The organism is Fructobacillus tropaeoli, assembly GCF_016860625.1.
Lineage (GTDB): Bacteria > Bacillota > Bacilli > Lactobacillales > Lactobacillaceae > Fructobacillus > Fructobacillus tropaeoli.
The window spans coordinates 78,256-91,728 of the sequence record NZ_BOJU01000004.1 but is presented as its reverse complement, the minus strand read 5'-3'; the positions used below and the strand labels follow the sequence as shown (position 1 = coordinate 91,728).

10 protein-coding genes and 1 pseudogene are annotated in these 13,473 nt (G+C 37.5%); 3 read left to right on the top strand and 8 right to left on the bottom strand.

Annotation, left to right across the window (positions count from 1 at the left end; all coding sequences use genetic code 11):
- The first annotated feature begins 85 nt into the window (after window positions 1–85).
- Together FT12353_RS06085 and FT12353_RS06080 are read left to right on the top strand one after the other, a co-directional pair.
- Window positions 86–613, top strand: coding sequence for a restriction endonuclease subunit S (locus tag FT12353_RS06085; protein WP_308438132.1), 528 nt, complete (start codon window positions 86–88; stop codon window positions 611–613).
- 27 nt (window positions 614–640) lie between these two features.
- Window positions 641–1,195 (top strand): annotated as a pseudogene (locus tag FT12353_RS06080) (restriction endonuclease subunit S); the annotation flags it as partial.
- Between the two features lie 18 nt (window positions 1,196–1,213).
- Here FT12353_RS06080 and FT12353_RS06075 read toward each other — a convergent pair.
- The 5 genes from FT12353_RS06075 to FT12353_RS06055 form a co-directional block, all read right to left on the bottom strand.
- Window positions 1,214–2,170 carry a site-specific integrase gene (locus tag FT12353_RS06075; RefSeq protein WP_373299342.1) on the bottom strand — a complete coding sequence of 319 codons (957 nt, stop codon included), beginning with the start codon at window positions 2,168–2,170 and terminating at the stop codon, window positions 1,214–1,216.
- Between the two features lie 111 nt (window positions 2,171–2,281).
- A complete protein-coding gene (locus FT12353_RS06070; RefSeq protein ID WP_203619127.1) occupies window positions 2,282–3,490 on the bottom strand; it encodes a restriction endonuclease subunit S in 1,209 nt (402 codons plus the stop codon).
- Window positions 3,483–5,078: a type I restriction-modification system subunit M gene (locus FT12353_RS06065; RefSeq protein WP_203619114.1), complete on the bottom strand. Its 1,596-nt coding sequence runs from the start codon at window positions 5,076–5,078 to the stop codon at window positions 3,483–3,485. Before FT12353_RS06065 ends, FT12353_RS06070 begins: the two co-directional genes overlap by 8 nt.
- Window positions 5,079–5,095: 17 nt before the next feature.
- Window positions 5,096–8,110, bottom strand: a complete 3,015-nt coding sequence (locus tag FT12353_RS06060; RefSeq protein WP_203619112.1) for a type I restriction endonuclease subunit R — start codon at window positions 8,108–8,110, stop codon at window positions 5,096–5,098.
- Between the two features lie 179 nt (window positions 8,111–8,289).
- On the bottom strand, window positions 8,290–8,568 hold the full coding sequence (locus FT12353_RS06055) for a helix-turn-helix domain-containing protein (RefSeq protein WP_203619110.1): 279 nt from the start codon (window positions 8,566–8,568) through the stop codon (window positions 8,290–8,292).
- Window positions 8,569–8,680: 112 nt separating this feature from the next.
- On the opposite strand from FT12353_RS06055, the gene FT12353_RS06050 reads away from it, so the two are divergent.
- Entirely contained in the window at window positions 8,681–9,838 is a 1,158-nt protein-coding gene (locus FT12353_RS06050; protein ID WP_203619108.1) for an AIPR family protein, read from the top strand.
- Between the two features lie 135 nt (window positions 9,839–9,973).
- Here FT12353_RS06050 and FT12353_RS06045 read toward each other — a convergent pair whose 3' ends face one another.
- The 3 genes from FT12353_RS06045 to FT12353_RS06035 all read right to left on the bottom strand — a co-directional run bounded on the left by FT12353_RS06045 (window position 9,974) and on the right by FT12353_RS06035 (window position 13,405).
- Window positions 9,974–11,605 (bottom strand): hypothetical protein, encoded by a 1,632-nt coding sequence (locus FT12353_RS06045; protein WP_203619106.1) that lies wholly within the window; start codon window positions 11,603–11,605, stop codon window positions 9,974–9,976.
- Window positions 11,559–12,065 (bottom strand): hypothetical protein, encoded by a 507-nt coding sequence (locus tag FT12353_RS06040; RefSeq protein ID WP_203619104.1) that lies wholly within the window; start codon window positions 12,063–12,065, stop codon window positions 11,559–11,561. The genes FT12353_RS06045 and FT12353_RS06040 overlap by 47 nt, the downstream gene beginning before the upstream one ends.
- A 125-nt stretch (window positions 12,066–12,190) precedes the next feature.
- Entirely contained in the window at window positions 12,191–13,405 is a 1,215-nt protein-coding gene (locus tag FT12353_RS06035; RefSeq protein ID WP_203619102.1) for a PucR family transcriptional regulator, read from the bottom strand.
- Window positions 13,406–13,473: the final 68 nt, after the last annotated feature.

Below are 13,473 nucleotides of genomic sequence, written 5' to 3'. Positions count from 1 at the left end.
TTACCTTCAAATCGTAGTTAAATACAAAATACCTTTTTCACATATAACCATCATAACATTTCTTGAATAACTAAGATAATTTAGAATTATTTACAACACTTGGGAACAGCGTAAGTTGGGTTGCTTAGGTAAGGTTGTTACAGGAAACACACCTAAAACCTCTGAAGCAGAAAACTGGAATGATGACGATAGCGGACATGTATGGATCACACCGTCAGACATTTCTAGTCTTAAAACCTATGACTCAGAACGACACCTTACTGCCGAAGGCTGGGGGAAAGCTCGACAATTACCAGAAAAATCCGTTTTAATCACTAGTATTGCTTCAATCGGTAAAAATACTGTCAATGAGGTTCCTGCAGCTTTTAATCAACAGATTAATGCCATCATTCCTAAGGAAAATGATGCTGACTTCATTTTAAATTCAATGATTAATGCAACACCTAGATTTAAGGCTATCGCTGGACAAACTGCAACGGCAATTATTAATAAATCAACTTTTGAGAAGTTTGAAATTACGGTGCCGAAACATGAAGAACAGAAGAGTATTGGGCAGTTACTGAATAGTTTTGACATGATTATCACCCTTCATCAGTGTAAAGATGATTTTTAGAAAATAAAGAAATAATTAGCCAACTTTATTTTTCACAAGATAAAAATAAAGTTTTTATTTTTTTCAGCTAATACTTGGGAACAGCGTAAGTTGGGGGAAGTTGCTAATATTATTGGTGGTGGAACACCGAGCACTACGGAAGGAAGTTATTGGAACGGTGACATCGATTGGTACGCTCCAGCTGAGATTGGCGACAGTATTTATGTTTCCCACAGCAAGAGGTCAATTACTAAATTAGGATTATCCAAAAGTTCTGCAAGATTATTACCTATTGGAACTATTCTATTTACCTCAAGGGCAGGAATTGGAAATACAGCAATCCTAAGGAAAAGCGCTACAACTAATCAAGGATTCCAATCAATAGTTCCTGATGAAACTAAACTTGATACCTACTTTATTTTTTCACTTTCAAAGCTTCTTAAGAAATACGGTGAAAAAATGGGAGCTGGCTCAACGTTCTTGGAAGTATCGGGAAAAACAATGTCTAAAATGCCTATTTTGTTACCCGAAATTGATGAACAACGAACAATAGGAAAAGTTTTTGAACGGTTAGATAACCTTATCACCCTTCATCAGCGTAGGTCACTTTCCCTTGTGAATTTAACTTAATCCCGACAATGACCGCATAACTAAATCCACATCCTTATTTTCTAGTTCTTGAATAATATGCAAATAGGTTTTTTGTGTAGTTGTCATACTTGCATGACCTAATCGCCTTGCTACACTCGCAATTGATACGCCGGCAAATAGCAGCAAGGAAGCATGTGTATGCCGCAATCCGTGAATAGATATCACTGGTACTTCGGACTTTTCGCAAACTCGAGCTAACATATTATTGATTGTTGAATTATAAATTTTTTCACCTGGAGCAACAAAGATTGGCTGTTCCTGTGGGAGTTCTTTCACCAACTCTGAAAATTGAATCACAGTCTGCCAATCTAATTGAATTTTCCGCACAGAAGAATGATTTTTTGTTGGAGAAAATCCCCCGTTGCCTTTATAATTCCATGTTTTGTTAACGGAGAGCATCTGATGCGGAAAATCAAAATCCTTTGGTGTCAAAGCCAAGGCTTCTGAAAAACGCATACCCGTTTTAGCAACCAATAGGATAAACCAATCCCAGTTAATTTCCTGGTCTAATTTCAAATTACTCAGCATTGTTCGTAATTCAAATTGATTTAAATATTTAGGTTTTTTATCTCTAGGATGTTTACCCTTAATAATGGCTTTTCTCGTCGGATCTCGCTCAACAAGTCCCTCGTCTACCGCATCAAGTATGGCTCCCTTTAACTGATGATGAAAATCCATCGTTGTTTGGCGCTCATGCTCTTCTGCATAATTATTTAATAATTGTTGGTATGAAATTCTTGTTAAATCCTCTAATTTCAAATCAGGTATGAGTTTGACTAGCCATTGGTGCGACATAATATATTTGGCCATTGTCACCTCCCGTATAGCGCCTTCCTTATAAACCGTAATCCATTGCTTATAATAAACATGAAATTTTTCATTTTTTGCTATCTTTTCTAACATAATTTTCTCCTTTAGAATCTGCATGTTAAATTTATATTCACTTCTTAAAAATATCTACGTGAACTAACCTCATTGTGCCAAATAAAGAGAAAAATACAAAAAAGCAGGCCACGTGGCCTGCTTTTTTCGATTTATTTATACGAACATTTTTTGCAATAATCCCTTTTTCTGTTCTTGCAAAGCATCAAGCTTACGCTGATGAAGGGTGATAAGGTTATCTATATTACTTAGTAATGATCCAATCTTATTTTGTTCTTTTGAAGATGGAATCAAAAATGATTGATTTAAAAATTCGGAGACAACTAGTTCATTCATCATCGTACCCAATTTTGTCGATCGGACTAAGCTATTTCGCATAATTGGTTCATAATGAATAAAGTATTTCCAATAGCTAATATTATATTTTTCTATAGGGCGCAATGTGGTGAATCTAGGGGACATAATACCGTTTCCTAGGTCATTTAAAACAAAACGTCCAAATAAAAAATGATTATTTTTATGTCCTTCAAACGCAACATCTCCTATACGAAGAACTTTGTAAGAATCTAAAGATTCTTTAGAGGCACCGTTGCCTTCCTGCTTGTAGATCATTTTAGCAATAGATATAGTTTTGTCTGAATTAAATTGTCCATTATTCTTCTCGGTGTTTTTTTCAAATACTTCTCCAAACTTACGCTGTTCCCAATCGTCAGTAAAACCATTAAAACGAATTTCCGGAATTTTTTCGTCTTTTTTCGGAAACATTTTTTGCAATAAACTTTTTTTCTGTTCTTGCAGCAAATTTAACTTACGCTGATGAAGGGTGATGAGGTTATCTAACCGTTCAAATAAAGAACCTATTTTTTCTTGTTCCTTACTTTCTGATGGGGTTGCTATTTTTTTTGAAAGTAGTTCAGATTTAGTAATACCCTTAATTGATGTTCCCTGAACACTATGTGCTTCTTGCATTAGTTTGCGATATATAGCATATATCGCAAAATTAATTTCAACATTTAAATAGCTAAGTGATAAGAAGTCTTGGCTTGTTGCGTACTCATAAGGCATTACAGAAAGCTTTCCAACTCCAACTCGAGTAACTATTGCGATGGAATTTTTTGGAATTAACTTTGTTGCGGAACTTTCAAGACCTTTTTCTGTAATGTGTTTTTTTGCAGAAACTGCCTGAACCTTATCAACTTTTAAATCAGAAGATTGTATCCATGGTATACTTCCGTTCCAAAATTGAGGATTAGAAGTTTTTGGTGTTCCGCCGCCAAATGTTTTATCAGAAAATCCTTCCAACTTACGCTGTTCCCAATCGTCATGAAATCCCTGAAATCGGATTTTCGGCACATTCTTATTCATGACTGCCTCCCGATAATAGATTCTTTAATGAGTCAATAACCGCCTTGCTATCATCATTTACGGCCAATTGATTAACCAGCTCTAGCAATTCAGCTTCTTCTTTCTTAATATCGGCTTCGACTGAAACGATGTCTTGGTTGACTTTGACCAAATCAATCGGTTCTTCTTCTTCAAAAGTGTCGACATAGCGTGGAATGTTAAGGTTGAAATCGTTTTCGCGAATTTCATCCATCGTTGCTACATGAGCGTACTTTTCGACGTCTTCACGCTTCAAATACGTATCGACAATCTTTTCAATATCTTCTTGCCGCAACTTATTGCTGTTCTTTTGCTTCTCGAATCCCTTAGAAGCATCAATAAAGAGTACATCATCAGTGGCACGGTTCTTTTCAAGCACCATGATAATTGTTGGAATACTTGTATTCGTAAAGATATTGGCAGGCAATCCAATCACTGCGCTAATATTACGGTTTTCCAGCAGAGCTTGGCGAATTCGTCCTTCGGCTGCTCCTCGGAACAAAATTCCGTGTGGCAAGACGATGGCCATTCGACCGTTGTTATTCAAGTGATAAAGTCCATGCAATAGGAAGGCGTAATCTGCCTTTCCCTTTGGCGCTACACCAAATTTAAAACGTGGATCGTCTTCACGGTTTTCGGAATCCCACTTTTGAGAATAAGGTGGGTTCGCCATAACAGCATCAAACATGCGAGGTGAATCAACCCCATCAACAGTTCCATCAGGCCAATCACCAGCTAATGTGTCACTGTTACGCAAATTAATATCGTTATACTCAACACCGTGCATCATCAGGTTCATTCGGGCCAAGTTATAAGTTGTTGTAATCAATTCTTGCCCATAGTACTTAATCGCCCCCTGGACACCAGCATTCTTCATGTATGATGCCGTGGTGATCAGTAATGAACCTGAACCCATTGTTGGGTCATAGAGGGTATACGTCTCCTGATTTTCACGACCGGCAGTCAAAATTCGAGCCATAATGTCTGAAACTTGGTGAGGAGTATAAAATTCTCCCGCTTTGGCACCGGAATTAGCAGCAAACATTCCAATCAAGTATTCGTACAAGTCACCTAACACGTCGGCATCGGTATCTAACTCGATTTCATCCATCAAGTTAATCCAGTCCATCATTGTCGCAGCACGCGTCTGGGCGTTAGCACCCAATCGTGAAGAACCAAGGTCGATATCCGAAAAGATACCAGCATAATCTGATTTTGCTTCTGGGCTAACGCCATTATCAAAGCGAGTCAAAGCATCTTTGGCCATCATAATGTTGAACTTGTCAGTGTTGATGGCCTCCTTCCAATCGGAAAACATGTCCCCGGGTTCAATCACATAGCCCAAACGACTTTGCATGAAATTTTTTGCCTTTTCAGGGTCTTGCGCCCAAATATCAGCCCATTTTTCGCCTCGTAGCATTTCGTCAAGCCAAAGCTGTGCTTTTTCTGACAGGAACTTATAAAACATAATCCCAAAGATGTAGTTCTTATATTCTGACGGTTCGATTTTGCCTCGCGTTTCATTCAATGTTTTCCAAATCAACGCTTGTCTATCTGCTGTTAATGCCATTATTTACTCCAAGTTTATTATAGTTTTGCAAAAAAGTCCTGGACACCATCTTCAAAATCAGCGATTTGAAAGAAACCTAACTTTTCGTCATTTTCAATTTGTTCTAATCTTGCCTTGAGCTTTGGATTGTCATTCAACCCCACTCCTGGCAAAAAGTCTTCATACGCTGTAATAATTGCATTACCACTTAGATGATGGTCATCCGCCCAACGACGAATCATAAGTTCTTGATGATCGGACCGGACAGTTTGTCGTGTTTGATCCAATGTCTCGGTATTAAAGGCAACACGGTATTTACCAGAAACGATACCATCCAAAATTTCGATGATTTCATTGCGCTCGGAATCACTCAATGCGGCAATATGCTTTTCAATCTCCGCGCGCTTTGTATCGACGGTTTCCTTCATGTATTCATTGATTAATTCAACCAATCGATCATAATCAATAATTTCACGACTATACAAATCAATCGCAATCTGGATATTCGTTAAATCAATCTGTCTTTTAGGTGGCAATAAACGATTCACGTCGTTCAAACGAGCCTGCAAAGCACCAAAATGTTCTTTATCTTCCAAATTTAATGCAATCTTTTTCCCATTTTGATTGCCATTTGCATCAACATCATCAATTTCATCACCGATATTATAGCCTTGCTGCACCAGTCGTTGCACTGAATGGTTAACATCTGCAGCTAACTGAACAAATTGTTCACGCTCTTTTTCAGACCGCGGAGTTACACTGAAATCTTCCCCCGCCATTGTCTTTAATTCATCAATTTGTGGAATCAATTCTTGAATTTGCTTAGCCTTTTTCGGAGCCAGAATATCATCAGTGATTAAATCCTTTTCCAATTCATCTTTATCTTTATTCAGCTTATCCTTATCAGGCTGAGTATCATTACCACCCTGGGTATAAATCATAAGTGCTTGCTTCACGCGATCTTCCATCATCTCGCCCTTACGGAAAAAACGAACCTTCCCATGCGGTTTCGCACTGCGGTCAATCGTTCGGTTAGTTCGTGACATTGCCTGAATCAGCAAGCCCTCTTTTAGGATTTTATCCATATAAATCGTATTGACATATTTCGAGTCAAAACCTGTTAACAGTTGGTCAGAAACAATAATTAAGTCAAGTCGCTGGGGCGTTTCTGCTTCTTGTTCTGCGGTCAGCTTTCTGTTGTAAGGCTTTTTGTGGGCAATTCTCTTCGTGATATCTGTTAAATAGGCACGCTCTTGATCGGAATCATTAAAAAAGTCATGTGTTCCATAAAACGTCGAATAGTCCTTGATAGCAATCTTTAGCGACTCTTGTAAATCAGAAGAGCCCATTCCGTTATCCTCATCACGAGAATAGGTCATGGCCACTCGCAAATTTGGCGCTAATTTTTTAAATAGATTGTAGTAGGCCACTACTGCCTGCTTACCAGAAACTGCTAACATGCCGTGGAATTGGTTGGGTTCTCGAATACCCATTTCAATGGGACCAGAATGATTTTCATTCCAATGGTCGCGAATATCCTCGACCACCGCCTCACGGAATGGTAACGAAGTATAAACAGCTTTTTCCAATTCCTTCTCTGTTAAATCGCTATCCGCATCCTTTTCAATGGTTGGCGTGTAGTAAGAGACATCGAAGCCCAGGACATTTTGATCACTAATGGCATCTTTAATGGTGTAGCGATGTAGACGTTGACCAAAAACATCATATGTTGAAACAGCTCGTGTCGTTTTTACATCATTTGCATCATCGCTGTAAAAATTAGGCGTTCCCGTAAATGCAAACCATGTTGTTTTTGGAAAAGCTGATTTAATATTTGCGACCGCATCCCCACTAGCGGAGCGATGCGCTTCATCCATCAAAATAACCATTCGTTCATCAGATTTCAAACCTGTTTTAACAGCCTTATCAAGCCCCTGAACGGTGGTTAAGAAAATATTCGATGGACCACCCTTTTGCTTGAAGAGCTTTTTCAACTCATAACCCTTAACCACCTGAATTCGTTTTTCAAACGTTTTGTAAGCAAATGACTTGAAATTTTCTGCCGTTTGGTTCACCAAATCAACGCGGTCTACGATAAACAAAACATGACGAACGCGTGGCAAGGAAGCTAGTAACTGGGCAACCTTAAACGACGTTACGGTCTTACCACTTCCGGTTGTATGCCAAACATAGCCGCCTTCTTTTTCAACGAGGTGGTTATTCTCCATGACCCGCATCCGATCCATAATGGCCCGAGTGGCTTGAATTTGATAGGATCGCATCACCATCAAATTATCATTGTCAGCATCCGGAATCATATTCACAGTAACCAACCGGTGCAAGGCTGGTATTCCCATTACCTGATGAATGAAAACCATGGCATCAGAGATGTCGTTCCCGTCATCATCTCGCCAGCCAAATAAGAATTCACGGTTGTACTCCGTTGAATTTTTTGGTCGTGCAAAATAATGAGCAGAATGCTGCGAGAGAACAAACATGACCTGCACGAATGAAAAGAGCCCTTCATACATACCATCTGAATCATACTTCTGGAATTGCTCAAAGGCGCTCAGCTGATTAGCCCGTGTTTCATCCTTTTCTTCAACATGTCCAACTGGCAAACCGTTAATCAACAACATAATATCGATTCGTCGGTTATGACCAAGAGTCCTTGGTAATTTATCAAAAGTAATCTGGTTAACAATTTCATAGCGAGAATGTCCACCAGCCACTTCATCACCATAAAAAATTTCAATTTCGAGTTGGCTACCATCGTCACGTGTTAGTGGCAGCGTACCAACCCCACCAGCACCCGCCAATAATAATTGGGCATCGTAAGGTGTTTTATTATGCGTCAGCTCCTGCTTTAATTTATCAAATTCATTATCAGAAAGAGGCTTATCCTTTAATTTGATTCGATTATTGTCGTTAAGCACTTCACGCCAGTTTTGCTCTAATACTTCTGCCTTTTTATTAGACAAATCTTCGCGGTAAGTCCAACCTTCTTTTTTAAGTTTTTCAATTACTGCTTTTTCAAATTTTTCTTCAGACATCGTTTTCCATCCCCGATTAACCTAATTACCAAACTTCACTCAGTACTTAAAAATCAAATATATTTTTTCACATATTCTCTCTATTTTACCTGATAAATGCATGATTTGCAGTGAGCAGTTACGTTAAACCGTTTGATAAATAAAAAGTAAGTCGACACGTTTGATTATGATTTGTAGTTTCACTTTATTCTTTTAACTACCTCTTCAAACAAATATCCCTTATCCACCTCCAATGCCGCAGCCAGCATTACTAAACCTTTCAGGGAGGGAATATTTTTTCCTGACTCATAATTCCCTAAAGTCTTTTCACTAATCCATTCTTCGTTGTTAAAACGTTTTGCACTACGGTCCTCAATAAAACCCATTCGACTAGTTGGAATGTCTTTTAAACCTTTCCGTAACTGTTTTAAAAATTGGCCCAATTCTCTATTTTCAGTACTTTTTTGCCTTATTGTCATAAAATACGAACCTAGGTTCCTTTTTTTATTTTATTTTAATTCTATTATTTACGTATGGCTTGTATAAAAATGCTAAGCCGAAAACAAAAATAATAGATGGAGGCATCTAGACATGGATCAAAAAAAGAACTTTAAGGTTTCTACCTTGCGAACAATTAGCTCGCCATCACAACCCGGTGTAACAACTTACATCGCTTACGTTAATTTTCGCGATTTACCAGATGATTTCAAGATGGATATTAATCCTCGAAAACCAAAAATGGGAACTGCCGTCGCCAAATCCCTAATCGCTGCCGTTAAATCACCCGATACTGATTTTGATATTAATAATCGTGGAATTGTGATCGTCGCGAAATCATTAAAGTACAACACTAACACCGATTCAATCACATTAGATCTTGGTACCGATTCAACACAAACTGGTATTTTGGATGGTGGACATACTTACACCGCTATTAAAGAGCACCGTGACGAAATGGCCGAAGACTTAGACAAGTTTGTTCGTTTGGAAGTCATCGTGGGAAATGATTTAACAGTTTCCCGCATTGCCGATGCCCGTAACACCTCTGCTTCAGTCTCAGATATTGCCTTGTATGAATTAGATGATAAGTTCGACTTTATCAAAAGAGCTGTTGCGAATGAACCGTACGCCGAGGATATCGCTATCAAGGACAATTCAAAAGAACGCCTACCAATTATCGAATTGCTAAAACTGCTATTTGCTTATAATGTGTATGATTTCACTTCTGATAAGGAAATGCCTACACAAGCATATTCCAGTAAGGCAGCCGTATTTAAGAACGTTAAAAATGATTTGGACAAACAAACGTGCAAATATGAACATCTTGCTAAGCTTTTACCCTCACTAGTTGAATTTTATGACTTAATCGAACTTACCTTCCGCGATAAATATCTAGAGTACAAATCTAATGGAAAATTTGGTGCAATGCGCGGTATCACTGTTGCTAAAAATGATCAAAAAAAATTTAAGACTCTTTTCTTAGAAAATGACACAAACTATCAAATCGCAGCCGGTTATTTACTACCTGTTTTTGGAGCATTTCGTGTTTTGATTAATCCAGAAACTCTAGATTGGGAGCTTGATCCAAAGGAAGTTTGGGGTAAAATTGGTGCTGATCTTGTTAGAAACACGCTCGCTAGCGCCCGAAACAATCCACAAGATGCTGGAAAGAATACTGCCATCTGGTCAAATAATTATTCAAAGGTGGAAAACGAGATGCTCCGCCAAATATTATCCGCCAAAAAGTAAGTAATAGTTATCCATTGCATAGTATTTTTAGTCAAAAAGTTATCAACTTTTTGGCTTTTTTTATAGTATTTTTTGCATAAAAAAAGACTAACTATCTGCTAAATATAGATAGTTAGCCACTTTCAGAAAAAATTGCTACTCAACCTTCATGACATGAAATTTATAAAGTAATTGATCATAAAACTTATTCATATACATTATTAAAATCAGAAGTATAGCATAATAATCATCAGAATAGATACTTTCATCATCATAGATAGGCATACCATGTTGATAAGTATTTCTAATAGCCATGCTATTATCAAATTTTTTATTATTCAACACGTAATCCAAATAGTCACTTTCTGCATGACTGAATAAACTACTATAACTAACCAATATACCCTCTCGAATCAAAAAGTCGCATTCTTTTTTTGATGAATCGCTAAGTTGAAAGTAATTAAGTGACTGCCAATCGTAAACCGCCTTTAAAATATGAATCCGTGTCAAATTGGAGAATACAAGCCTCCCATCTGAAGTCTCTGCTAAGAGTTGTTTTGAAACAAAAAACTCAATTGACTTTCTGGCATACGGTGAAACATTATCCCAATGGATTTCATTTTGTTGTATTTTTTCAAAAAGTGTATATCCCTCCGTATCATTTTCTATCAACGGTACTTCATTTTCATCAAATAACATCTTAGTAATATTTATGGGATAGTTTTCTTTTGGATTTAGCTCTACATAATTATTCTGTATAGTTGATTTCAGTTCGTCATGAGACGGAGTATTTAAATAATTTATCAATCTTGAATCAGTTTCAATAAATCGGTTCCCTTCTTCTATTTTTTCTACCGTTAAATTCCATTGTTTTCTTATATACTCTTCAAAACGAAATAAAGTCGACGATTTATTTATTACACTTTCGTCTAAACTTGGCATCTCAAACTTTGTCCACAATATTCCGTATTTATCAAACATATAACTAGTGAAAAACCAATTCATTATGCTTTCAATACTACTATCAAAGTTTTTAATTACTTTAATAAATAATCCTAATTTTTTTCTAGCAAATATTTGTTTTTTTATAAAATGTTCCCCGTACAAATATTGTCTTATATTGTCTATTTGATTTAGCCGTTCAAAAATACCAATTTCCGCCTTCTCGTAACTAGGTAGTATTGAAATACCATCTAAGTTAAATAAGTTCAGTTTTGATCGTAAAAAAAACCACAAGCCCTTATTATTTTTGTGTAATAGAGGATCCTGTTCATCAATAATATACGTCCATTTTTCATTATATATACCATTTTCATCGAGGAATATATCGATTAACGGTGCTTTTAATCGTTCGTCAACTTGACTCTTTCCGTCCTTCTTAATCGAAACCTGGAAAGTGGTTTTACTACGAATCACCTCCTCTACTTCTTTAGACCTGGACACAATAATTTCATCAATTTTAACTTTCTGACCTGCGTCCAAAACATCCCCTTTTATTTTCACACCACTACTTTTTAGTGTATTCACACCGCTACGTTTTAGTGTATAAAGATAAGAAAGTTCCGCTTCAGGGTTATCGATATAATTATTAACCAGCTGTTGTATTTCTTCTGAGAAAATTTTCTTCGGATAAAAAAATTTTTTACGACCATAATATTCATTAAATAATAATTCCAAATTTTTAGAATCACTTAAAAAATATTCTTTAGTAAAATTAGGATAATGTTCAATAAAATACGTATCAAAAAAGCAAAAATCTAATAGGTAATTTGGTGCTTTTATACGCAATTTCGAAGTCGCTTTCTGACACCATTTGATGTATATTTACCTTACTTAATAATTCAAAAAAATCATCATAATATTCTGCGTTTAACAAGTGAATATTATGCAAAATATCAAAAATTTCTTTTTTAGTAAAAAACTCGTTAAACAATCGATTAACTTTTTTAGATACTTCTTTTGCTTTTTTGATTCTTGCTTCAGTCCAATCCTTAAAAACAGATTGATCAATAAATTTTTTCACATTAAATAATTCCAGGACATCATTTACGTCCCAATCATTTTCACTCTTTGATGAATAATTTTCTATTAACTCAATAATTCGGTTCTCATACCACCCTATTGATAAATCTCTTAATCCATAAAACTTAACTCTTTCTTCCACTACTATTTCACCTCCCGAAAACGAACATCCGTTCCCTATTTTTTTTGATTGTACCACATCCACCCAATTATTTTCTCCACACACCAAAAACCCCCTCACACTCGTCTCGCAGCCCACACTGCTACCGAGTTTGAAGGGGTTTTTGTTTTATCTTGTTTGAGCTGATTGATGATTTAAATTGGTTAGTCAGGCGGCGATTAGAAGCCACCCTAATACCAAATTTCATACAGCTGAATGGCCAAGCGAATCTTTTCATTGTCGTCTGCATTGTTAAGGTCCATGTCGAGGATTTTTTCAATCTTTTGCAGGCGGTAAAAGGCCGTGTTGCGGTGGATGAAGAGCGTTTCAGCCGCTTTGGCGATGGATTCGTTGGAAGAAAAGAAGGTCATTAAAAGGGAAAGGTACTGTTCTTGGTCAGCGACCTTGAGCTCGAAGAGCGGTTGGAGGACCGCGTCGACGAAGATGGTCGCTTCTTTTTTGGGAACCAGTCGCAAGACGTCCGTAACCTGTTGGGGATTGTACTGGTGCGGCTTTTGCAACTGGCGATTTTTGGCCGTATCAAGGGCCTTGTCGGCCTCGTCGAGCAATTGTTGGAAGTTAATCAACGATTTTTGATACATCGTATAGCCAATTAGATTGCGCTCATTGGGGAAATGAGCAAGCAGGAATTTTTCCAAATTCGGTAAGATATCCGGCAAATCAGGTGTTTCCTTCACCAAGGCGAAAATTTTGAAATTCCAATTCATCAAAATGACTGGCTGGTTGATTTTATTGAAATACCAATAAATATAGTCTGCGACCCGATGCATGACAAATTGATGGTTGCCGGTATTTTGTGACCGCGCCTCATCGACCGCAAAGGCCTGGTACTGGTCATCAATATTTAAACCATTTAACTTGAGAATGCCAGCAAACGATTCCTTGGCAATCGGTTGGGCGATGATGGTCTCAAAGACCTCGCTTTTACGTTGGCGCTCATTTGTGACGTTGATGTGGACCTGCAAACTTTCGAGACTAAGCAGGTTGACCATGTTTGAAATCAGCAAGTCCTCCGCTGATTTCTTAGCGGGAATTACCGCAAAAATGACGAACCGACGCGTCAGCTTATCAATGGTCTTAAGGGGGTAAATAGTGTAACGATCGAAGAGAGTTTGAGGCTCTTCCATGTTGATTAAATCAAGATCTTTACTGGTGTAAGCAAGGAGTTCTTCGTCAATATCAGCCGTACTATTCTTGGCTTTCAGCCGGCCAAAGGAGTCGATGATATAGGCATCGACGCCGAGCATCGCTGTAATCTGATTTAGAATCTGATCATCCGGCTGTTTGGCAAGAATGTACTTCGAAATGGCCAAATTTTGATCCATAATCGCCGATAGTTGCTCGTTTTCTTCCGCCAAAATGGCATTTTCAACTTTATGCAGCATAGTGATTCTCGGGTCCACTCAAAAGAATCTTCACTTACTTATCCCAACATCTTTTTTCTCGACCCTCT